The sequence below is a fragment of the Pseudomonas sp. BC42 genome, from assembly GCF_021560055.1.
Lineage (GTDB): Bacteria > Pseudomonadota > Gammaproteobacteria > Pseudomonadales > Pseudomonadaceae > Aquipseudomonas.
Genome location: NZ_CP091067.1, coordinates 3,544,038 through 3,565,977, shown reverse-complemented (window position 1 = coordinate 3,565,977; position 21,940 = coordinate 3,544,038). Strand labels below are relative to the sequence as shown.

Annotated in this window: 14 protein-coding genes; 11 read left to right on the top strand and 3 right to left on the bottom strand. The window is 65.7% G+C overall.

Features of this window, described 5'->3' with window-relative positions; all coding sequences use genetic code 11:
* Window positions 1-114: 114 nt before the first annotated feature.
* Window positions 115-402, bottom strand: a complete 288-nt coding sequence (locus tag L1O02_RS15970) for a c-type cytochrome (RefSeq protein WP_108543652.1) — start codon at window positions 400-402, stop codon at window positions 115-117.
* 1,048 nt (window positions 403-1,450) lie between these two features.
* On the opposite strand from L1O02_RS15970, the gene L1O02_RS15965 reads away from it, so the two are divergent.
* From L1O02_RS15965 to pelG, 8 genes are all read left to right on the top strand, one after another.
* On the top strand, window positions 1,451-2,383 hold the full coding sequence (locus tag L1O02_RS15965; protein WP_108543654.1) for an NAD-dependent epimerase/dehydratase family protein: 933 nt from the start codon (window positions 1,451-1,453) through the stop codon (window positions 2,381-2,383).
* A 79-nt stretch (window positions 2,384-2,462) separates the two neighbouring features.
* Window positions 2,463-5,273: a bifunctional glycoside hydrolase 114/ polysaccharide deacetylase family protein gene (locus tag L1O02_RS15960; protein ID WP_060839221.1), complete on the top strand. Its 2,811-nt coding sequence runs from the start codon at window positions 2,463-2,465 to the stop codon at window positions 5,271-5,273.
* On the top strand, window positions 5,251-8,844 hold the full coding sequence (locus tag L1O02_RS15955; RefSeq protein WP_235758261.1) for a tetratricopeptide repeat protein: 3,594 nt from the start codon (window positions 5,251-5,253) through the stop codon (window positions 8,842-8,844). Before L1O02_RS15960 ends, L1O02_RS15955 begins: the two co-directional genes overlap by 23 nt.
* Window positions 8,845-8,872: 28 nt before the next feature.
* A complete protein-coding gene (locus tag L1O02_RS15950) occupies window positions 8,873-9,394 on the top strand; it encodes a hypothetical protein (protein WP_060839223.1) in 522 nt (173 codons plus the stop codon).
* Window positions 9,395-9,399: 5 nt separating this feature from the next.
* Window positions 9,400-10,770, top strand: a complete 1,371-nt coding sequence (locus L1O02_RS15945) for a PelD GGDEF domain-containing protein (RefSeq protein ID WP_060839224.1) — start codon at window positions 9,400-9,402, stop codon at window positions 10,768-10,770.
* The gene (locus L1O02_RS15940; RefSeq protein ID WP_060839225.1) at window positions 10,748-11,737 is read left to right on the top strand and encodes a HEAT repeat domain-containing protein; all 990 of its coding nucleotides are present in this window, start codon (window positions 10,748-10,750) and stop codon (window positions 11,735-11,737) included. The genes L1O02_RS15945 and L1O02_RS15940 overlap by 23 nt, the downstream gene beginning before the upstream one ends.
* Window positions 11,734-13,266: a GT4 family glycosyltransferase PelF gene (pelF, locus tag L1O02_RS15935; RefSeq protein WP_060839226.1), complete on the top strand. Its 1,533-nt coding sequence runs from the start codon at window positions 11,734-11,736 to the stop codon at window positions 13,264-13,266. Before L1O02_RS15940 ends, pelF begins: the two co-directional genes overlap by 4 nt.
* Window positions 13,267-14,637, top strand: a complete 1,371-nt coding sequence (gene pelG, locus L1O02_RS15930; RefSeq protein WP_060839227.1) for an exopolysaccharide Pel transporter PelG — start codon at window positions 13,267-13,269, stop codon at window positions 14,635-14,637.
* A 101-nt stretch (window positions 14,638-14,738) separates the two neighbouring features.
* Here pelG and L1O02_RS15925 read toward each other — a convergent pair whose 3' ends face one another.
* Window positions 14,739-14,939: a hypothetical protein gene (locus tag L1O02_RS15925; protein ID WP_235758259.1), complete on the bottom strand. Its 201-nt coding sequence runs from the start codon at window positions 14,937-14,939 to the stop codon at window positions 14,739-14,741.
* Window positions 14,940-15,202: 263 nt separating this feature from the next.
* On the opposite strand from L1O02_RS15925, the gene L1O02_RS15920 reads away from it, so the two are divergent.
* Complete coding sequence (locus tag L1O02_RS15920; protein ID WP_060839229.1) at window positions 15,203-16,894, top strand: SulP family inorganic anion transporter; 1,692 nt, start codon at window positions 15,203-15,205, stop codon at window positions 16,892-16,894.
* A 253-nt stretch (window positions 16,895-17,147) separates the two neighbouring features.
* Here L1O02_RS15920 and L1O02_RS15915 read toward each other — a convergent pair whose 3' ends face one another.
* On the bottom strand, window positions 17,148-17,915 hold the full coding sequence (locus tag L1O02_RS15915) for a transporter substrate-binding domain-containing protein (protein ID WP_060839230.1): 768 nt from the start codon (window positions 17,913-17,915) through the stop codon (window positions 17,148-17,150).
* Between the two features lie 498 nt (window positions 17,916-18,413).
* Here L1O02_RS15915 and L1O02_RS15910 point away from each other — a divergent pair, with 498 nt between their 5' ends.
* Both L1O02_RS15910 and L1O02_RS15905 read left to right on the top strand, forming a co-directional pair.
* A complete protein-coding gene (locus tag L1O02_RS15910) occupies window positions 18,414-20,555 on the top strand; it encodes a type I secretion system permease/ATPase (RefSeq protein ID WP_129406080.1) in 2,142 nt (713 codons plus the stop codon).
* A complete protein-coding gene (locus L1O02_RS15905) occupies window positions 20,552-21,940 on the top strand; it encodes an HlyD family type I secretion periplasmic adaptor subunit (RefSeq protein WP_108543666.1) in 1,389 nt (462 codons plus the stop codon). The genes L1O02_RS15910 and L1O02_RS15905 overlap by 4 nt, the downstream gene beginning before the upstream one ends.

Below are 21,940 nucleotides of genomic sequence, written 5' to 3'. Positions count from 1 at the left end.
CGGCAAACGGATGCGGCGCTGGCCGATTTTTCTCGGCAGCGCTCGCTCAAGCGACTCGGCAGTGGCTGCCCGGCCTGCACTGCAAGGGCAGAACAGGGCAGGGCGCGCGGCGCCTTACTTCGACATCCAATCGATCACCGCCTTGTAGTCCTCGGCGCTGCAATCCATGCACAGGCCCCGGGGCGGCATGGCATTGAAGCCTTCGGTCACGTGCTTGACCAATACGTCTGTGCCTTGCGCCAGGCGCGGTTTCCAGGCCTGCTGATCGCCCTTTTTCGGCGCCATGGGCAACTGCCCGCTGTGGCAGGCGGTGCAGGCGCGGTTGAACACCGCCTCCGGGTCCTGGGCGGCGTGGGCGCTGGTGAATGCGAGTAAACAGGCGGCAGCCAGTAGCGTCTTCATGATGGTCCTCATCGTGTTCTTATCATCAGGTTGTCGCGCACGGACGCGATCGACGCAGTGTAGGGAGGGGGTTTTTACACCCCCACTGCGACCGCCCGCCGCAGGTGCCGCCCGCCAGCGCTGAGTTAGGCGATCCACCGGCCGGCGGCGGGCAATCTGTGGCAGGTTGTCGCACATCAGGCCGGCAAAGCCTGCGTGCTAGATTGCCGGCCGACGGGATGCTTTCTCCAGGCAGGGTTACATCACGTCACTGAGTGCCGGTGTTTCGCGAGGAGCCCGGCACTCTTTTGCAGATTTCACGGGGCGAGCCAGCATCTCGATGCCCGCCGTCACCCTTGGCCACGGCGTTCCCCGTCGCCAGCCACCCCCTTGCCAGTTCCCCCTTCAACAGCTCCAGCTCCCGGGCCCGGGCGGGCTGGCGATCTTTGGCCCGTTCATGAGCTGTGCGCAGCAGCGGCTGTCACCGAACGGGACCTGTCACCTGTGGCTGGATGTCGGGCTGTAGCCATCGCGCTTTGCCCGGCAAGTGCTCCCGACCTTGCACGACCAGTTGATGCTGGCCTCGGCGGCGCGCTGGGCCATCGGTGACCGCAGCCAAGGGCGCCATTGGCTGTTGCGTGGGGATGATCAGGGTTTTCCCATCGCTTGCCGCAGGAGGGGTGGTCGTTCCTGCCCGCGGACCCGGGTTATTGGTGCTGCGGCGGAATGTCGCAGACATGGTTTTCCGCGCTCAGTGGTCGGGGAGGGCTGCCGAGGCTCTACGTCAACATATTGGCTAAAAGTTCATTGTTTTTTAGAAACGGCCAGAACTAGACGTAATATTGACGTAATGGCTTTTTCACCCCAGTATGCGCTCGCTGAGCAATTGATTTTATTGATGTTTTTTTGACGCCAACATCATCGGATCGGCTCGGGCCAAGGCGCTAGAGCCTTCGGCAAACCACAGCCCCCCGGAAAATGACGCCCATGGCAGCTATTAGCCAGGGTGTTTTCAACCGGTGTGCTAGCTTGAATCGGCGTAGCGACGAAATTTTCCTTGGGATGATCTATGTCTTCTGAACGGATACTGGTTACGGGTGGCGCCGGTTTCATTGGTTCCCACTTGGTCGATGCGTTGTTGGCCAAAGGCTATGCCGTTCATGTTCTGGATGATCTGTCCACCGGCAAGACCAGCAATCTGCCGCTGACCCATCACGGCCTGAAACTCACGGTCGGTGATGTCGCCGATGCCACGCTCCTGGCCACGGCCATGAGCGGCTGCGACGCGGTGGTGCACTTGGCGGCGGTGGCTTCGGTGCAGGCCTCGGTCGAAGACCCGGTACGCACCCACCAGAGCAACTTCATCGGCACGCTGCGGGTCTGCGAGGCCATGGCCGCGGCGGGCATCCGCCGGGTGGTGTTCGCTTCCAGCGCGGCGGTGTACGGCAACAACGGCGAGGGCACCGCGATTGGCGAGGACACGCCCAAGTCGCCCCTCACGCCCTACGCAGCGGACAAGCTCGCCAGCGAGTACTACCTGGATTTCTACCGCCGCCAGCATGGCCTGGAGCCGGTGATCCTGCGCTTTTTCAACATCTTCGGGCCGCGCCAGGATCCTTCCTCGCCGTACTCCGGGGTGATCAGCATCTTCAGCGAACGGGCCAGGAGCCAGCAGCCGATCACCCTGTTCGGCGATGGCGGGCAGACCCGGGATTTCGTCTATGTCGCCGACCTGGTGAAGATCCTGGTCCAGGGCCTGGAGCAACCTGCGCCCGCGATCGATGCCACCAACGTCGGCCTGGGTGGCGTGACCAGCCTCAACGACCTGATCGCGACCCTGCAACAGATCAGCGGCCAGCCGCTGAAGGTGAATCATGCCGCGGCGCGATCCGGTGATATCCGCCATTCGAAGGCCGACAACCGACGTTTGCGCGAGCGCTTCGATCTGGGGACGCCGACCCGCCTCGGGGAGGGCCTGGCGCAGCTGTACCGCAGTCTCTAGCTTCCTGGCCTTGAGCGTTCCGGCGAGCCGGAGCTCGACAGCCTGATGGTGTGCCGATTGATCTACTGAAGAGTGAGTTATGGACATCGAGTTTCGCAGGGGGCGTGTCTTCAACATGGTTCGGCGCCTGTTTACCGCATTGGCCTTGTGTGCAACCCCTTCGCTGGTACAGGCCGCGCCGGCGGCGCCTGCCAGCGTCGGCTTCTGGTACGCCGAACGACCTCCGCTGGAGGAGTTGGCGCAGTACGAGTGGGCGGTGGTCGAGCCCGGTCATATGAGCACTGCGGATGTCGCCACCTTGCGCAAGCTGGGCAGCCAGCCGTTCGCCTACCTGTCGGTGGGCGAGTTCGACGGTGACCGCGCGGCACTGGACAAGCAGGCCCTGACCCAGGGCGCCAGCGCCATCCGCAACAAGGCCTGGGACAGCCAGGTGATGGACATCGCCACCCCGGCCTGGCGCGAACACCTGTTCAAGCGCGCCAAGGCCTTGCAGGACCAGGGCTATGCCGGCCTGTTCCTCGATACCCTGGACAGTTTCCAGCTGCTGCCTGAAGCCCAGCGCGAAGCGCAACGCCAGGCCCTGGCCTCGTTCCTGCGGGAGCTGCACAGCCGTCTGCCCAACCTCAAGCTGTTCTTCAACCGTGGCTTCGAGGTGCTGGGGGAGCTGGACGGCGTGGCCGCGGCCGTGGCCGTCGAATCGATCCATGCCGGCTGGGATGCCGCGGCCAAGCGTTATCGGCCGGTTTCCGAGTCCGATCGCAACTGGCTCGAAGGTGAACTCAAGCCACTGCGGGCCAAAAACATTCCCCTGGTGGCCATCGACTACTTGCCACCCAACCGCCGCGAAGAAGCGCGCAAGCTGGCCCGCCAACTGAGTCAGGAAGGCTTTATCCCGGTGGTCACCACCCCGGACCTCAACGCCATCGGCCTGAGCACCGTGGAAGTGCAGCCGCGGCGCATCGCCATGCTCTACGACCCGCGTGAAGGCGAACTCTACGATCACGCCGGGCATCGGATGCTCGGCGGCCTGCTGGAATACCTGGGTTACCGCGTGGACTACCTGCCGGCCGACGACAGCCTGCCGTCCTACAGCTTCGCCGGGCTGTACGCCGGGGTGGTGGTGTGGATGACCAGCGGCCCGCCCCAGGACAGCCGCGCCTTCAGCCACTGGATCGGCCAGCGCCTGGACGAACAGGTGCCGCTGGCCATCATGGCCGGCCTGCCGATCGAAGACCGTGCACTGCTCAAGCGCCTGGGACTGGGCCTGGCGGCGCCGGGAACCCGTGGAAACCTGCAGGTGCTGAGCCAGGACAAGAGCCTGATCGGTGCCTTTGAAGCACCGGTGGTGGCGCGGACCCGTGAACTGACCCGGGTCACGCTGCTGCCCGACGGACCGAAACCGGCCTTGCTGCTGGGGGACGACAAGGGCGGCAAATATGCCCCCGTGGTCATCGGCACCTGGGGCGGCATGGCCCTGGCCCCTTATGTGGTGGAGGCCAATGTCGAGCGCAGCCGCTGGATGCTCGACCCGTTCGCCTTTATCCAGAAGGCCCTGCGCCTGCCGGCGCAACCGCGCCCGGACACCACCACCGAGAACGGCCGGCGGATCGCCACGGTGCACATCGACGGCGACGGCTTTCCGTCCCACGCCGAAGTGCGCGGCACCCCGTATTCCGGGCGCCAGGTGCTGGATGACTACATCCGGCCCAACCCGTACCTGACCTCGGTGTCGATCATCGAAGGGGAGATCGGGCCCAAGGGCATGTCGCCGTTCCTCGCCCGGGAACTGGAGCCGATCGCCCAGGAGATCTTTGCCGATCCCAAGGTCGAGGTGGCCACCCACACCTACAGCCACCCGTTCTACATGCAGCCGGACAAGGCCAAGAAGGACGAGGACTTCCACGCCGAATACGGCCTGCGCCTGAACATCCCGGGGTACAAGACCCTGGACTACAAGCGCGAGATCTACGGCTCGCGGGACTACATCAACAGCCGCCTGACCACCGCGCAGAAGCCGGTGAAGCTGATCTTCTGGCCGGGGGACGCGCTGCCCAGCGCCGACACCATCAAGATGGCCTACGCCGCCGGGCTGAAAAACGTCAACGGCGGACAGACCATCCTGACCAAGGCCAACCCGTCGCTGACCGGCCTCTATCCCTTGCTGCGTCCCACTGAAGGCGGCCTGCAGTACTACGCGCCGGTGATCAACGAGAACATGTACACCAACCTCTGGAAGGGCCCGTACTACGGTTTCCGCGATGTGATCGACACCTTCGAGCTGACCGACAGCCCGCGGCGCCTGCGCGGCATTCACCTGTACTACCACTTCTATTCGGGCACCAAGCAGGCCTCGATCAAGGCCATGACCGACATCTACCGGTTCATGCGTGGCCAGCAGCCGCTGTCCTTGTGGATGAGCGACTACCTGGACCGGGTCCACGGTCTGTACCAGGCCAGCCTGGCCCGTACCGCCGAAGGCGACTGGCAGGTGCGCGGCCTGGATGGCTTGCGCACCCTGCGCCTGGACCCTGAGCTCGGCTGGCCGGATCTGGGTCGCTCCCGAGGCGTGGCCGGGGTCCGTGATCTGCCCCAGGGGCGCTATGTGGCCTTGAGCAGCGATCATCCGTTGCTGGCCCTGCGTCCCGAGCGTGATCCGCGTCCGGCCCTGGAGCTGGCGAACATTCCCCTGCGCGACTGGCGTTATGTGAATGACCGGCAAGTGACGTTCTCCTTTGCCGGCCAGTTCAACCTGGAGTTCTCGGTGCGGTCGGCCAGCGCCTGCCGGGTCGAGGTCCAGGGGCAACGTTACGCCGGCAAGTCCGAACAGGGCCTGTGGCATTTCCAACTTCCTTTGAAGCAGGTGAGTGATGGCCAACTCTTCTGCAACTGACAAGGCCCCGCGGGCGCGGCTGCTCAATCCCTGGGCCTTGCTGCTGGTGGCGATTGCCGTCGGCGTGCTGCTGTGGGCGACCTATCGCAACGAAGACGCCTTCCGGCCCAAGGGCGGGCAACCGGACGAGGTGTCCGCCAGCTATGCCGAAGTGCTGCTGGCCGCGCACCCGGAAAACAGCGAATTGCGCACCCAGCTGCTGGATCTGCTGATCCAGCTGGGCGACTACCCCAAGGCGGAAAAACACCTGGCCGAGCGGCCGCAACCCGACCCGGCGCTCAAGGCCTACTACCGTTTGCAGCTCGATGCCCTGGCGCTGAACAACAGCACCGACAGCGCCGCGTTGCAGGCCCTGGCCGAGCGCTTCAAGGCCTTCGATTACCGTTCCTTGCCCAGCCCGCAGCTGGAGCGCCTGGCTTCCCTGGCCCTGGCGGCCCAGGCCCCGGGGCTGGCAGCGGATGCCTACGCCGAGCTGGCGCGTCGCGATCCCAAGCAGGGTCAGCACTGGCTGCCCGAGGCGGCGCGCTGGTACCAGGCCAGCGAACAGCCCGGACGCGCCGCCGACCTTTATGTGCAACTGCTCGATGCCAGCCAGGCCCCCGACGTGCGCCGCCAGCTCCTGCAGCAAGCCTTCACCACCCTGGTGGCGGCGGATCGTGGCGATCAGGCCGCCGAGCTGCTGGCCCGGGAACTGGCGGCCCAGCCCGAGGCTGAATTCGATGCCGGACTGCTGGACCAGGGCGTCGATGTGGCGATTGCCCACAACCGTGCGGACCTGGCCGAGCAGTTCTTCAGCGCCTGGCGCAAGTTGCAGCCCGACAGCCCGGAGGTCCTGGCCAAGGAGTTCAAGCAGCGCCTGGCCTTCGGCGACCTCAACGGCGCCCATGCGGTAGGCGTGCAACTGCTGGAACTGCGCCCGGAGGATCCGGCACTGCTGGAGCAGATGGCCCATCTCGCCGAGTGGCAGGGCGATTCGGCCTCGGCGCTGGGCTACTGGATCAGCCTGAGCAAGCTGCGTCACGACCCGGCGCAGTTCGAACACACCTGGCGCCTGGCCATGCAGACCTACGACTTCGACCGTGGCATTCCGTTGCTGGCCGGGATCATGGACACCCGGGCCCTGAGTAACGTCGAGCTCGACGCCCTGGTGTACGCCGAAGAGTCCCGCGGCACCCCCGAGCGGGCGGAAGCATGGCTGCGCCGCTACGTCGCCAAGTACCCCAAGCACCGGCTGGCCTGGGTACGTCTGTTGCAGAACCTGGAAAACACCGAGCAGTACCCGGAGCGCCTGGCTGTCTGGAAGAACTTCGCCAAGCGGTATCCGCTGACCAGCACCGAACGGGTGGACTGGGCCAACAACTACCTCAAGCTGTTTGACAGCCAGTCGGCGTGGAAGGTGATCACCGCGGTCGATGGCAACAAGATCGACGACCTCAACTACTGGCAGTCCCGCGCCTCCCTGGCTTGGGACCTGGAGCTGGACGATGAGCTGCAGCTGGCGCTGGAGAGGATGCTGGCGATCAAGGGCTCGCTCAACAGCGGTGACGAGAGTCAGCTGATCGCCCTGTATCGCACCCGCGATCCACGCAAGGCCCTGCAGTTGACCGTCGACAGCTGGCGCCAGGGGCACAATCCCCAGCGTCTGGTGGCCGCCCTGCAACTGGCCCAGGAGCTTCAGGACTGGCCGCTGGTGGTCGACCTGCTCAAGGAAGCCGAGCAGTACCCGGACGCTGCCGATCAGTCCCAGGTGCTGGCCGCCCGCGGCGCCCTGGCGGTGCAGCAGGGCAACAGCGACGAGGCGTTGCGCCTGTATCGCCTGGGCTTGAGCCGGTTCCCGGATGACAACACCTTCCGCGAACGCCTGCTGTGGCTGTATGTCGACCTGGGGCGCAGTGCCGAGATCAAGCCGCTGTTGCAGCAATGGCGCTCCCTGGCCCGCAGCGACAGCACCTTGTGGCTGCCATTTGCCGCCGCCAGCCAGCTGGTGGGGCGCAATACCGAGGCCCTGGCCTGGTATCGCCTGTACCTGCAGGGCAACTCGCAGGACTGGATGGTCCAGGCTGCCTATGCCGATGCCCTGGAAAGTGCAGGTTACGCCGACTCGGCCCAGCGCCTGCGGCTCAAGCTCGATCGCCAGGTGACCGCGGAGCAGATCCGCGCCACGCCACAGGGCTATGCCACCTGGCTGCGCCTGCTGGCCAGCAGCTATTCGTCGCGCAAGGCGCAGAACAAGGCCATGCAATGGCAGGACGGTTCCAAGCCGATGCTGCAGCTGTGGTTCGATCAGTTCCTTGCGCGCCTGGATGACCTCAATCAGTCGGCGCAGAAGGACGAGTGGCTGGCCTGGGCCCGCAGCCGGGGCCTGAAGATCAGCAGCTACGAACAGATCCAGGAAGCCTTGCGCGGCAGTAACCGCCAGGCCCTGGAGCGTCTGGTGGCCGGCGGCAGCCTTGATCCGGCGCAGCAGGTCGAGGCCCTGAACAGCCTCGGGCGCGGCGGCGAAGCGTTGGCCACCGGGCTGTCGGCGCTGGGTGACGACCAACCGGCATCCCTGCGTGAGCAACTGCGGCGCCAGACCATCGAGATGACCGAGCGCACGCCCCAGGGCGTGCAACTGGCCTGGGAGCGCCAGGACTACGGCGGACTGGTGTTCAACGGCCCGCGGCTGACCGCCGCGCGTTACCTCAACGACAACTGGTACGCCAAGCTGGTGCTGGAGCAGGGCCGCTACAGCGGCGACACCCTCGATACCGCGCGCCTGGGCAACGAGACCAATACCGAGCTGACCCTGCAGCGTCAGGTGGAGAACGGCAACTACAAGCTGATTTTCGACAGCAGCCTGCGCAAGGACGATGACCGCAACGGCCTGGGCATCAGTCGCAGCTGGCAGGTGGACAGCGGCAACGAACTGGACCTGGGCGCCGACTGGCACCGCAAGAACGAAGACAGCGGCCTGATGCGTGCCTTCGGCCAGCAGGACGATCTCTGGGTCGGTGGTCGGCATCGCTACTCGGCCCGCGACCAGCTGTCCTGGAACCTGGCCCAGCGCTGGTTCTCGACCCGCGGCGGCGATGACCTGGGCAGCGGTCAGGCACTGAAGATCGAGTTCGACCACACCCTGCAGTTCGAAGGTCCGAACTGGGAACTGCGCAGCGGCATCGACTACCAGCAGAACAGCCTGAACAATCGGGCGCTGCCCAACCTGGCCAATACCCTGGGCGGAGGCATCGATCTGGCCGGCATCCAGCTCGACGACCCGAACCAGATCAACAGCCAGACCCTGCTGCAAAAACGCTATGGCCAGCTGTTCTTCGGCAGCGCCTGGCGCCGCGGCTTCCCGGGGGCGCTGAACCGCACGCGCGGGCAGTACACCTGGCTGGTGGACGTCAGCTCCGGCTGGCAGTGGACCGACAACACCATCAACTACGCCATCAGTACCGGTATCGGCACCGAGGTGATAGGGGATGACGAATTGGCAGTGACCTTCGGTTACCAGTCGGCGCCGCAAGGCGGAACCGGCAAATCCGGCGGCACTGCAGGTGTCAGCTACAGCGTGCGTTTTGGACGCTGATCATGGAATTCAAAGAGGAGTGAACCTTATGCAATCCCTTCGTTGCGTGAGTTTGGCGATGGCCGCCTTGCTGATGGCCGGGTGCACCAGCTTTACCGGTCAAAGCAGCCCGGAACTGTCGAAAAATGCCCGCTGGGGCGTGTTGCCGCTGGTCAACTATTCGCAGACGCCCCAGGCCGGCGAGCGCAGTGAGCAGATCCTGCTCAGCGTGCTCAGCAGCCGTGGCCTGCAACCCCAGGTCTACAGCGGCGCGCCGGGGCAGGGCGAGCCGGCCCTGCTGGACGATAGCGAACGTCTGGCCGGGGCCATGGACTGGGCCCGCGAGCAGAAGCTCGACTATGTGGTGTCCGGCAGTGTCGAAGAGTGGCAGTACAAGAACGGCCTGGACGGCGAACCGGCAGTGGGCATCAGCCTGCGGGTCGTCGAGGCGGGCACGGGCAAGGTGCTGTGGAGCAACAGCGGCGCCCGTGCCGGCTGGTCGCGCGAGAGCCTGGCCGGTGCGGCGCAGAAGGTCCTCGACAAACTGGTCGGCGGCCTGCGGATCGAGTGACGGCCATGAACTCTCCACACATGGACTACGCGCTGGCGCCCCGGGCCAGCGGTCCGGCGTCATGGCTGGAAACCTTCCTGGTGACCGCCCTGGTCATCGGCGTCGGCCTGTGGCTGGCGCCCCAGGACCCGCTGCAGGTGCAGGGCGAGTTTCCCTGGTCGGTGCTGGCGCCGCTGTTGCTGGGGGTGCGCTACGGCTTTGTCCGCGGTCTGATCAGCGCCAGCCTGCTGGTGGCGGCATTTTTCGTCCTGCGTCAGAACGGACTGCCGGGCTACGCCCAGATCGCACCGTCCTACATCGTCGGCGTGCTGGTCTGCGGCATGCTGGTGGGCGAGGTGCGCGACCTGTGGGAGCGGCGGCTGCTGCGCTTGCAGATGGCCAACGAGTATCGCCAGTACCGGCTCGACGACTTCACCCGGGCCCATCAGATTCTGCGGGTGTCCCACGATCGCCTGGAGCAGCGCCTGGCCGGCAGCGACCAGAGCCTGCGCAGCTCGTTGCTGGGGCTGCGTGAGCGGCTGCGGGCGGCGCCCAATGGCGACGATGCCCTGACCCTGCTGGCCGAGCCGGTGCTGACCCTGCTGGGCCAGTACGGTTCGTTGCGGGTCGCCGGGCTGTACCGGGTGCAACAGGGCGCCAGCGCGGCTCCCCAGCTGAGCCTGCTGGCCTCCATCGGCACCATGCCCGCCCTGGACGACAAGGACCTGTTGGTGCGCCTGTGCCTGGAGCGCGAGGAGCTGGTGAGCGTGCGCGAAGAGCTGCTCGACAGCGGCGGACAAGCCTCGGTGTCGTCGTTGCAAGCCTGCATCCCGCTGGTGGACACCCAGGGGCAGGTGCTGGCGGTACTGGCGGTGCGGCAGATGCCGTTCTTCGCCTTCCAGGAACGCACCCTCAGCCTGCTGGCCCTGCTGGCCGGGCACATCGCCGACTTGCTGCACGCCGATTCCCAGGTGTTGCAACTGCAGGACGCCGACAGTCAGCAGTTCACGCGCCAGCTCAAGCGTTCGCTGGTGGATGTCGAGCGCCACGGCCTGTCCGGCTGCCTCTATGCCTTCGAACTGACCCAGCCCAACGACGAACTGACGCGGCTGTTCGAACGCAGTCAGCGCGGACTGGACCTGCACCTGAGCCTGGTCAACGACCGCGGGCACGGGCTGCTGCTGGTGCTCCTGCCCCTGACCAGCAGCGAGGGTGCCCAGGGTTATCTGGCGCGCCTGGGCAAGCTGGTGCACGAGCACTTCGGCATGAGCGTGGAACTGGCGAGCCTGGGGGTCAAGGTGTTGCCTTATGACCTGGAGTCGGCCCGGCAACGGGATGGACTGCGTAACTTTCTGTACAACGAGTGTGGCCTGAATGATCAGCAAGTGGCTGTTTAGCGGAGCGCTGTTTTTCGAGGTCGGGAGCTGGGCCAGCCTGACGGCGCAGTTGCCCGACCTGCAGGTCGCGCTGCTGTATGCAATGAGTCACGCCATCGCCTGCGCGCTGCTTACCGCGGCGGTCTGGCTGCTGCTGCCGGCGCGTTATCGGCGGCCGTTGCCCTGGAGCCCGCTGTTCATTTTCAGCCTGGCGTTCTTTGTTCCGCTGCTGGGTTCGGTCGGGGTGATCGCGGCGATCTTTCCGGCGTTGTACCTGCCGCGCAAGCGCGAGGTGCAGATGTGGCAGGCGGTGGGCATTCCCGACCTGCCGTTTCGCGCCCAGACCCAGTTGCATTCGCCGACCTTTGGCGACAGCGGCTTGCAGGATGTGCTGCGCCACGCCCCGGACCCCGACCAGCGCCTGGCGGCGTTGCTCGCCACCCGCAGGATGCCGGGCAAGGAAGCGGTGCCGATTCTCAAGCTGGCCCTGGGCGACCCCAGCGACGATGTGCGCCTGCTGGCGTATTCGATGCTCGACAAACAGGAAACCGACATCAACCAGCGGATCCAGGCGTCGCTTGCGCAGTTGCCCGGTGCGGCGCCGAAGAAGGCCGGCGCCTTGCACGCGACCCTGGCGCGCTGGTACTGGGAGCTGGCTTACCTGGGGCTGGCCCAGGGCAGCGTGCAGCAGCACGTGCTGGGCCAGGCCGGTGAACATGCCGAACTGGCGCTGCAGGCGGGCGAGGGCGGCGAACTGCTGTTGCTGGCCGGACGCATCGCCCTTGAACGCGGCGATATCGGCAAGGCCCGGCTGCACATGCACCAGGCCCAGGAGGCGGGCATGGACCCGGGCAAGGTCTTGCCGTTCCAGGCCGAGATCGCCTTTGAAAGTGGCAACTATGCCGAGATTCCCGGGCTGTTGAAGAGCCTGCCGCCGCAAATGCAGCAACGTCCGCCCTTTGCCGGGCTGGTAAGGACCTGGACATGAAAAGCGCCGTCGACCCGACCCCCATTGCCGATGTCTGCCTGCTCCTCGAAGGCACCTGGCCCTATGTGCGCGGTGGCGTCTCCAGCTGGATCCACCAGATGATCCTCGGCCTGCCGCAGTTGACCTTTTCCGTGCTGTTCATCGGGGGGCAGCGTGAAGCCTATGGCCAGCGCCGCTATGAGATTCCGGCCAACGTGGTGCACATCGAGGAGGTCTACCTGGAGGAGGCGTGGCGCAACCCCAGGCACAAGCGCGTGGCCCACAGTGCCTCGCTGGAAGAACTGAGCAACCTTTACCGATACCTGCACAACCCGGAGAAACCGCCCGCCGAGCTGGGTATCCGCGTGCTCGATTCCCTGGCCCAGGCGCGGATCACCCTGGACGACGTGCTCTACAGCCGCCCCAGCTGGGAAGCGCTGACCGAAGGCTACGAGCAGCATTGCGCCGATCCGTCCTTCGTCAATTACTTCTGGACCCTGCGCACCATGCAGTCGCCGCTGCTGATGCTGGCCGCCGCGGCCCGGCGCATGCCGCGGGCCCGGGTCCTGCACTCGATTTCCACCGGCTACGCCGGGCTGGTGGGCTGCCTGCTCAAGCAGCTGTGGGGCTGCCAGTTCCTGCTCAGCGAGCACGGCATCTACACCAAGGAACGCAAGATCGACCTGGCCCAGGCCAGCTGGATCGCCGAAAGCAGCAACCAGGCGCTCAACGACAGCATGGACAGCGGTTCGGGCTATATCCGCATGCTCTGGGTGCGCTTTTTCGAGCGCATCGGTCATCTGGTCTACGAGAGCGCCGACCAGATCATTGCCCTGTACGACGGCAATCGCCAACGGCAGATCAAGGACGGCGCGCCGCCGGAGCGCACCCAGGTGATTCCCAACGGCATCAACCTGCAGCTCTGGACCCAGGCCCTTGAGTCCCGTGCCGCCGGCATCGCGCCGGTGGTCGGGCTGATCGGCCGGGTGGTGCCGATCAAGGACGTGAAGACCTTCCTGCGGGCCATGCGCGGCGTGGTCAGCGTCATGCCCCAGGTGGAGGGCTGGATCGTCGGCCCGGAAGAGGAAGACCCGGAGTACGTCGCCGAGTGTCGCAGCCTGGTGGCCAGTCTCGGCCTGGAGCAGAAGGTGCTGTTCCTCGGCTTCCAGAAAATCCAGGACATCCTGCCGCAACTGGGCCTGATGGTCCTGACCTCCATCAGCGAGGCCCAGCCGCTGGTGATTCTCGAAGCCTGGGCCGCCGGCACGCCGGTGGTCAGCAGCGACGTCGGCTCCTGCCGGGAGCTGATCGAGGGCGGCGCAGCGGCCGACCGCGATCTGGGACTGGCCGGGGAGGTGGTGGCGATCGCCGATCCCCAGGCCACGTCCCAGGCGATCATCGATCTGCTGCGCAGCCCCGAGCGCTGGCAGTCGGCCCAGGCCGCCGGCCTGGCACGGGTGCACCGCTACTACAGCGAAACCCTGATGATCGAGCGCTATCGCACGCTGTATGACAACGCCATGGGCGCCACACACAAGGAGGCTGGGTAAATGGCCGGCATCGGTTTCGAACTGCGCAAGATTCTCTCCCGCGACTCCTACACCGCGACCCTGCATGCCTATGTCTACGCCGGCCTGATCAGTTCCGGGCCCTGGGTGCTGTCGATTCTCAGCGTGATGCTGGTGGGGGTGATCAGCCTCGGGCTGGTGGTGCCGGAGGTGCTGATCCGCCAGTTTCTGATCACCGTGACCTACCTGATGGCCACCTCGCTGATCCTCACCGGCGGCTTGCAGCTGTTTTTCACCCGTTTCGTCTCCGACCGCCTGTTCGAGCGCAAGTACGAGCAGATCCTGCCGAACCTGATCGGTGTGCTGTTGCTGGTGACCCTGGGCTCCGGCGTGCTGGGCATCCTGCTGCTGGTCACCCTGTTCGACCAGCCGCTGATCTACCGCCTGATGACCCTGGCCAACTTCGTGGTGCTGTGCAATCTGTGGCTGGTGATCATCTTCCTCTCGGGGATGAAGGCCTATAACCGCATCCTGCTGGTGATGCTGGCGGGCTACGCACTGATGGTGGGCAGCGCGTTCTTCCTGCGGCACATGGGCATGGAAGGGCTGCTGCTGGCGCTGTTACTGGGGCACAGCTCGCTGCTGTTCCTGTTCCTGTACGACATCCTGCGCGAGTACCGCGCGGAAAAGCTGGTGGCCTTCGACTTCCTCGACCGCCGCCAGGTGTTTGTCAGCCTGCTGCTGACCGGGCTTTGCTACAACCTGGGGATCTGGATCGACAAGTTCATCTTCTGGTTCAACCCGGACACCTCCAGCCAGGTGATCGGGCCGCTGCGGGCGTCGATCCTGTATGACCTGCCGATCTTCCTCGCCTACCTGGCGATCATTCCCGGCATGGCGGTGTTCCTGGTGCGGATCGAAACCGACTTCGCCGAGTGGTACGACCGGCTGTTTCGCGCCGTGCGCGACGGCGAAACCCTGCAGCACATCGGTTCGCTGAAAGCCGAGATGACCTTCTCGATCCGCCAGGGCCTGCTGGAAATCTGCAAGGTCCAGGGCCTGACCGTGGTCCTGCTGTTTCTCTTCGGGCCGCGCCTGCTGGAGTGGCTGGGGATGTCCAGCTACTACCTGCCGCTGTTCTACATCGACCTGATCGGGGTGAGCATCCAGGTGGTGTTCATGGCGATCCTCAACGTGTTCTTCTACCTCGACAAACGGGCGATCGTGCTGGAACTGTGCCTGTTCTTCGTCGCCCTCAACGCCGGGTTGACCCTGCTCAGCCTGCACCTGGGGCCGAGCTACTTCGGCTATGGCTTCACCTTGTCGCTGCTGGTCTGCGTGCTGCTGGGACTGGCGCGGTTGTCGACGGCGCTGGATGACCTGGAGTACGAGACCTTCATGCTCTCGCGTTGAGGCTCGGCAGAGCAGGGCCGGCGCCACTCCCCACCGCGGCGTGAGGCCTTTGAGTCACCGGCCTGGATCCCTGGCCAGCGCTAGCGTCTCACCCGGTGCTTTCACGGGCTGGAGAGCCCGCGACCTGCCAGCGGGGCGCTGGGCAAGGGTGATGAACAAGGATCTATCTGCCAAGGCTCACCCACATTGGCCACGGCCGCCGCGTCACCGTCCAGCAGCGCGCCGAGGCTGAACTGTTCGCCATTGGCCTCACTGATCGCCAGGTCGCAGCGCAACGGCGAGCGTCCGAGGTATTCCTGCACCCCATGCCCGCGCCTGCGCAGCAGAGGCGTGGGCTGGCACCCCGGTATCAGTGGTCGGCAATAAAAAACGGAGCCTGCCTAGGGGGGGTGAAATGACTGGCGAAAGCACATAACCCCTTCGATCGACGCAAAAGCTGCTCCAGCTCATGGCGATCAGCGGCTCGATTCGCTTGAATACGCGCCCTCGCGTCGCCTGGCCAAACAATAGAGGGGCGCCAGAGCGCGGCCCAAACATACAACGCACTATTTCGAAAGGACTCGGCATGTCGTTATCGCGCTGTCTATCTGGCCTGTCCAACTTGTTGCACTACCGCCGCGAATGGTTCCGCGCCGACCTGCGGGCCGGGTTGTCCGTGGCGGCAATCCAGATCCCGATCGCCATCGCCTATGCACAGATTGTCGGCCTGCCGCCGCAGTACGGGCTGTACGCCTGTGTGCTGCCGATGGTCGTCTATGCCTTGATCGGCAGCTCGCGGCAACTGATGGTCGGTCCCGATGCCGCCACCTGCGCCATGCTCGGCGGGGCCGTGGCGCCTTTGGCCATGGGCGATCTGCAGCGAACCGTCGAATTGTCGATGATCGTCACCGTGCTGGTGGGCCTGATGCTGATCGCCGCCGGGATCGCCCGGGCGGGCTTTATCGCCAGCTTCTTCTCGCGGCCGATCCTCATCGGCTACCTCAACGGCATCGGTCTGAGCCTGATCGCCGGGCAAATGGGCAAGGTGGTGGGCTTCAAGATCGAAGGCGACGGCTTCATTCTCGGGCTGGCGGACTTTCTCCAGCGTCTGGGGGAGATCCACGGCCTGACCCTGGCCGTTGGCCTGGCCAGCCTGGGCCTTCTGATCTGGCTGCCGCGACGCTACCCGCGGCTGCCGGCGGCGCTGCTGACGGTGGCGCTGTTCACCTTGCTGGCCGGGCTATTGGGCTTCGACCGCCTCGGAGTGGCGATCCTCGGGCATGTGCCGGCCGGGATTCCCGAGTTGTCCTGGCCCAAGACCAGTCTGGAGGAAAGCAAGAGCCTGCTGCGCGACGCGCTGGGCATCGCCACCGTGAGCTTTTGCAGCGCCATGCTCACTGCCCGCAGCTTCGCCGCGCGCCATGGCTACGCGATCAACGCCAATCATGAGTTCATCGCCCTGGGCCTGAGCAACCTGGCGGCCGGCGCCTCCCAGGGCTTTGCCATCAGCGGCGCGGATTCGCGTACCGCGGTCAATGACATGGCCGGAGGCAAGAGCCAGTTGGTGGGCATCATCGCCGCCCTGGCGATCGCGCTGATTCTGCTGTTTTTCACCGCGCCCATGGCGTGGATTCCGCAGCCGGCCCTGGGCGCGGTGCTGTTGATGGCGGGCTGGGGCTTGCTCGACGTCAAGTCCCTGAAGCAAATCTACCGGCTCAGCCGCTTCGAGTTCTGGCTGTGCCTGCTGACCACCGTCAGCGTGCTGGGGCTGGGCGTGCTGCCGGGCATCATGTTCGCCGTGACCCTGGCCATCCTGCGCCTGCTGTACAGCATCTACCAACCCACCGACGCGGTGCTGGGCTGGATGCCGGGCATCGAAGGCCAGGTGGATATCAGGCAATACCCGCAAGCGCGCACGGTGCCCGGCCTGGTGGTGTATCGCTTCGACGACGCGATCCTGTTCTTCAACGCCGACTACTTCAAGATGCGCCTGCTCGACACCGTGCAGCGCGAGAGTGAAGCCGAGGTGGTGCTGTTCGATGCCGAGGCGGTGACCGATATCGATGTCAGCGGCATCGCGGTGCTGCGGGAAATCCGCGAGACCCTGGCCGCCCAGGGCATCTACTTCGCGATCGCCCGTGCTCGCGGCACTTTCCTGGCGATGCTGGAACGCTCGGGGATGACCCGGGAAATGGACAGCCAGTTGCTGTTCGGTTCGGTGCGTTCGGGGATCAGGACCTACCGCATATGGCGCAACAGCATGCGCGGCAAGCAATGAAGCAGAGGAAGCTGAGCGGCACGCAGGCCAGCGCCGGCGCGCCGATGGCACCGAAGCGCAGGGCCTGGCAATTGACGCTCAGCGCCACCTGGGCGCCGTAAGTGCCCACCGATGGCGACCCGGGTCGGCCCGGCCCATTCGCTGCTGCACCCCGGCGTACCACCCGCTGCGGCGGTTGCCAGAAGCGGGCAGGACTGGGAAACCGACTCTGCGGGCATGCGCCAGGTTCAAGGGAGAAGAGGGCGGCCGTGGGTCAGGGCGCGTCAAAGTAGGATTTTCGTATTCTCTCCAGCGAGCCGTCCTTGCGCAGCGCCTCGACCGCCGCGCTCAGCTTGCGCACCAAGGCCGCGTCGCAGTCTCGGGAGCAGGCCAGGTACAGATCGCTGCTCATGAAGGCCGGACTGACCTGCAGCGGTTGAGTTGACACCTTGCGCCAGATGCTTTGGGTTTCGGGAATGCCGTTGAACCAGGCGTCGACCCGTCCCATCAGCAGCAATTGCGCCGGGTTCTCGCCAATTTCAAACGGATAGATCTGGTTGTCGCTGAAGCCTTCGGCCCGGAGCTTCTGCTCTTGGGCGCTGCCTCGGCCAACGGCGATCCGGGCATAGGTTTCCCGCGCCTGCTGCAGGGTTTCCACGCGCTTGTGGAGGCTGAAGAAGGCTCGGTCCATGGTCATGATGGGCGCGATCCAGGTGTAATCGGCCTCTCTTTCCGGCGTGCGGGTCAGGGGAATGATCAGCTTGTCGACGCCCTTGCGCACGCTTTGCTGGGCCCGTGCCCAAGGCACTTGCACAAAGTTCAGCGCATATCCGGCCCGGGTCGCCGCTTTCAGTGTCACGTCGCCGACGATGCCATGCAGGCCGGACTGGTCCAGCATCGATAAAGGCGGCGCTTCGGCAAAGTACAGGTCGACGCTACGGGGCTCTGCGCCAGACACCGAGGGCATCCAGACCACCGCCGCGAGCAGCGTCGTCAGGATCAGCGCCCCCCACTGGCGCAACGATTGACTCACTTGAGTCATGGCAGTAACTCAACAAACAGTGGCATTTCATGCTCTCGGATTAACGCTGCGTATTCGACACCTGCAAAGACCGACCCGCAACGACCTGCAAAACGTGCCGCCAAGATTAGAGGGTTATGTGCAGAGATGGACGGATTTGCCGGATTATTTTGACCGCTGATCGCCATCACCGTTCAGGGCCGACGCCAGCGGTGAGGGCCGCGACGGGCAGGCGCTGACACTCGGGTTGCACAGTTGTGGGCAGCGTCACATCCATCGCCCCCCGGCTTGTCCTGCCCGGGCCCCGTTCCCGCTGCACGCGCGGCCCGGGCCTGCGGGGCATTTGCGCGACAGCCTTAAGTTTTAGTTAAAACGCTTTAATCAAACTGCTGATTATCATTCGCAATTGGCTGGCTCAGACTGCGTTCGTGCCTCCATGCTCCCCGGAGCCAGCAACGAGCGGTCTATGCCAGTCAATATTGCACCCTCCCGCAGCCTGTCTTCAGCGGACGCGCCGCTATGACGACGCTGTCTGCCACCTCATCCCCGGCCGGTACGGCCGTTCACTCGGCCTTGGCCTGTTGCCATCTGCTGCTGCAACTGACCGGGGAGCGCGTTGCGCCAACGGCGCAGCCGCCATCCCGGGACCCGTCCCCCTCGCAGGACCTGCGCCAGGCCCTCAGGGACTATGGGCGCAACGCCGGCGTTGATCTGCGCCTGGAGCGCCTGGCCTTGGCCCGACTGACCCCGAAGATGCTGCCCCTGGTCTGGCGCAGCCAGTGCGGCGATTTCAGGCTGCTGGCGCGGCTCTCGGACACCCAGGCGCTGGTGCAGCGCCCCTCAATGCCGACCCCGGACATGCTCGATCGCCGGCAGTTGGCCGAACAGTGGAGCGGGGAGGTGATCCGCCTGCGCCAGGGCGGCCTGCGCTTCGACCTGTCCTGGTTCATTCCGGAGCTGCTGCGCCACCGGCGGATCCTCGGCGAGGTGCTGCTGTGCTCGCTGTTGCTGCAGGTGCTGGCCCTGGCGACGCCGCTGTTCTTCCAGGCGGTGATGGACAAGGTCATGGTCCACCGGGCGCTGTCGACCCTGGATGTGCTGGTGATGACCCTGGTGCTGGTAGGGCTGTTCGAGGTGCTGCTCAAGGGCCTGCGCGAATACCTCTCGGCGCACACCGCCAACCGCATCGACATTGGCCTGGGGGTCAAGCTGTTCCGCCATCTGCTGGGCCTGCCGCTGCTGTACTTCAAGCAGCGGCAGGTGGGGGCGATCATCACCCGGGTCCAGGAGCTGGACAGCATCCGCGAGTTCCTCACCGGTTCCCTGCTGACCCTGTGCGTGGACGTGGCCTTCACCCTGGTGTTCTTCGCGGTCATGGCCTGGATCTCCTGGCCCCTGACCCTGCTGGTGCTGCTGACCCTGCCGCTCTACGGGCTGCTGGCCTGGTGCAGCAGCGGGCCGCTGGAGCAGCGCATCGAGCGCCAGTTCCAGAGCGCGGCGCGCAACACCGCCTTTCTCAATGAAAGCGTGAGCAGCAGCGAAACCATCAAGAGCCTGGCGGTGGAGCCACGCATGCAGCGGCGCTGGGAATCCCAGACCGCGGAAATGGTCGAGGCCGGGTTTGCCAGCCAGACCCTGGGCAGCGCCATCAGCCAGAGCGTGACGCTGCTGCAGAAAGTCACCGCGGTGGCGGTGATCTGCTGGGGCGCGAGCCGTGTCATCGAGCTGCAGATGACCATCGGCCAATTGATCGCCTTCAACATGATGCTGTCCCACGTCAGCCAGCCCATCGCCAAGCTGATCGAGGTCTGGCAGCAGTTCGTGCGGGTGCGAGTGTCGGTGGACAAGCTGGGGGACATGCTCAACCTGCCGGTGGAACAGGCCGAGGACGATCAGCGCCCGCAGCAGCCGTTGCGCGGCGAGGTGCGCATCGAGCGGTTGGCCTTCCGCTACCGCCCGGAGCTGGCGCTGGTGCTGCGCGGCCTGGACCTGCACATCGGCGCCGGGCAGACCCTGGGCATCGTCGGGCCGTCCGGCTCGGGCAAGAGCACCCTGACCCGCCTGTTGCAGAAGCTCTACACCCCGGATGCCGGGCGCATCCTGATCGATGGCGTGCCCCTGGCGCAGTTGCCGCCGGCCTGGTTGCGCAGCCAGATCGGCGTGGTGCTGCAGGAAAACTACCTGTTCAACCGCAGCGTGCGGCACAACATCGCCTTGCGCCATCCCACGGCGTCCCTGGAAAGCGTGATCGATGCGGCGCGCCTGGCCGGGGCCCACGACTTCATCCTGCGTCTGCCCCTGGGCTACGACACGGTATTGGCCGAAGCCGGCAGCTCGCTGTCCGGTGGCCAGCGACAACGCATCGCCATCGCCCGGGCGCTGATGGGCGACCCGCGCCTGCTGATCTTCGACGAAGCCACCAGCGCCCTGGATGACGAATCCCAGGCGCTGATCCAGGACAACATGGCGCGCATCGCCCTGGGCCGCACGGTGATCATCATTGCCCATCGCCTGTCGGCGGTGCGCCATTGCCAGCGGATCATCGCCCTGGAGCAGGGGCGCATCAGCGAATCGGGCAGCCATCAGCAACTGTTGGCCAACGGCGGTTGCTACGCGCGGCTGTGGGCCTTGCAACAGGCGCTGCGCAAGGAGGACGCATGATGTTCGGTTCATTGCTGTCCGCCTTGCGTCGTGCCCGCCAGCGCCTGGGCGAAGCCCCGGCACGGCTCAAGCGCAATCGCGACGAATACGAGTTCCAGCCCGGCTACCTGGAGATTGTCGAGCGTCCACCGGCGCCCTGGGCCCGGGCCACCGCGCTGCTGCTGATCTGCAGCATCGTGCTGGCCCTGGGCTGGGCCACCCTCGGTTTTCTCGACATCCATGCCAGCGCCGCCGGGCGCCTGATGGTCTCCAGCTACACCAAGGTGATCCAGGCTCACGAGGCGGGCGAAGTGCGGGCGATCCATGTGCGCGACGGCCAGCGGGTCAAGGCCGGCGAGGTGCTGGTGGCGCTGAACCCGATCGGCATCGAGGCCGAGTTGAGCGAGCTGCGGGCGCAGTTGGCCTTCAAGCGCCTGGAACTGGCCCGGGCCCGGGCGCTGCTGACCCCGCAGCCGCTGCTCAGCTACCAGGCGCCGCCGGGCCTGGACGCCGAGCAGGCCGAGGCGGCCCTGGAACAGCTGCGCAGCACCTGGAAGGAAATCAGCGCCAACCTCGACAGCCTCAACGCCGAAATCGCCATCAATCAGGCCAGCCAGCGTGCCCGGGGCAGCGAGATCAGTGCCCTGGGCAAGCTGGCCAGCAACGTGCGCAAACGGCTGCATGCGCGCCGGGCAATGGCCGCCGAGCAATTGATGCCCCTGGTCGAATTGCTTGAGCAGGAAAAGGAGCAACTGGAGGTGGAGCGTTCACTGGCCCAGCAACAGGCCGAGCTGCAAGTGCTCAAGGCCCAGGCCAACAACCGCCGCGAGCAGCGCGACAGCTTCCTGGCCCGCACCCAGCGTGAACAGCATGAAGTGCTCAACCGCAGCCAGCAGGACATCGCCGTGCTGGAGCAGCAACTGATTCGCGGCCGTGATCGCCAGCGCCTGCAGACCCTGCTGGCACCGGTGGACGGGGTGGTCCAGCAACTGGCGGTGCACACCCTGGGCGGCGCTGTGCAGGCGGCGCAGCAGTTGCTGGTGATCGTCCCCGAGGGCGCCGAGCTGGATGCCGAGGTCATGGTGCTGAACAAGGACGTGGGCTTCGTTCGCGCCGGCCAGCCCGTGGAGATCAAGGTGGATGCCTTTCCCTATACCCGCTACGGCACCTTGCGCGGCACGGTGGCCCATGTCTCCGGGGATGCCATCAAGGATGAGCAGTTGGGGCTGGTGTTCCCCACCCGCATCCGCCTGGAACGGGCGGCGATCGCCGCGGGGCAGGGCTGGATGCCCTTGCAGGCCGGCATGAGCGTGACCGGCGAGATCCGCACCGGCGAGCGGCGGGTGATCAATTACCTGCTGAGCCCGATCCGTGAGTATCAGTCCGAAGCGTTGCGGGAGCGTTGA

Bases quoted from the DNA above. Each gene is read 5' to 3' on its own strand.
- L1O02_RS15970 (WP_108543652.1), bottom strand. From the start codon at position 402: ATGAAGACGCTACTGGCTGCCGCCTGTTTACTCGCATTCACCAGCGCC.
- L1O02_RS15965 (WP_108543654.1), top strand. From the start codon at position 1,451: ATGTCTTCTGAACGGATACTGGTTACGGGTGGCGCCGGTTTCATTGGT.
- L1O02_RS15960 (WP_060839221.1), top strand. From the start codon at position 2,463: ATGGACATCGAGTTTCGCAGGGGGCGTGTCTTCAACATGGTTCGGCGC.
- L1O02_RS15955 (WP_235758261.1), top strand. From the start codon at position 5,251: ATGGCCAACTCTTCTGCAACTGACAAGGCCCCGCGGGCGCGGCTGCTC.
- L1O02_RS15950 (WP_060839223.1), top strand. From the start codon at position 8,873: ATGCAATCCCTTCGTTGCGTGAGTTTGGCGATGGCCGCCTTGCTGATG.
- L1O02_RS15945 (WP_060839224.1), top strand. From the start codon at position 9,400: ATGAACTCTCCACACATGGACTACGCGCTGGCGCCCCGGGCCAGCGGT.
- L1O02_RS15940 (WP_060839225.1), top strand. From the start codon at position 10,748: ATGATCAGCAAGTGGCTGTTTAGCGGAGCGCTGTTTTTCGAGGTCGGG.
- pelF (WP_060839226.1), top strand. From the start codon at position 11,734: ATGAAAAGCGCCGTCGACCCGACCCCCATTGCCGATGTCTGCCTGCTC.
- pelG (WP_060839227.1), top strand. From the start codon at position 13,267: ATGGCCGGCATCGGTTTCGAACTGCGCAAGATTCTCTCCCGCGACTCC.
- L1O02_RS15920 (WP_060839229.1), top strand. From the start codon at position 15,203: ATGTCGTTATCGCGCTGTCTATCTGGCCTGTCCAACTTGTTGCACTAC.
- L1O02_RS15915 (WP_060839230.1), bottom strand. From the start codon at position 17,915: ATGACTCAAGTGAGTCAATCGTTGCGCCAGTGGGGGGCGCTGATCCTG.
- L1O02_RS15910 (WP_129406080.1), top strand. From the start codon at position 18,414: ATGACGACGCTGTCTGCCACCTCATCCCCGGCCGGTACGGCCGTTCAC.
- L1O02_RS15905 (WP_108543666.1), top strand. From the start codon at position 20,552: ATGATGTTCGGTTCATTGCTGTCCGCCTTGCGTCGTGCCCGCCAGCGC.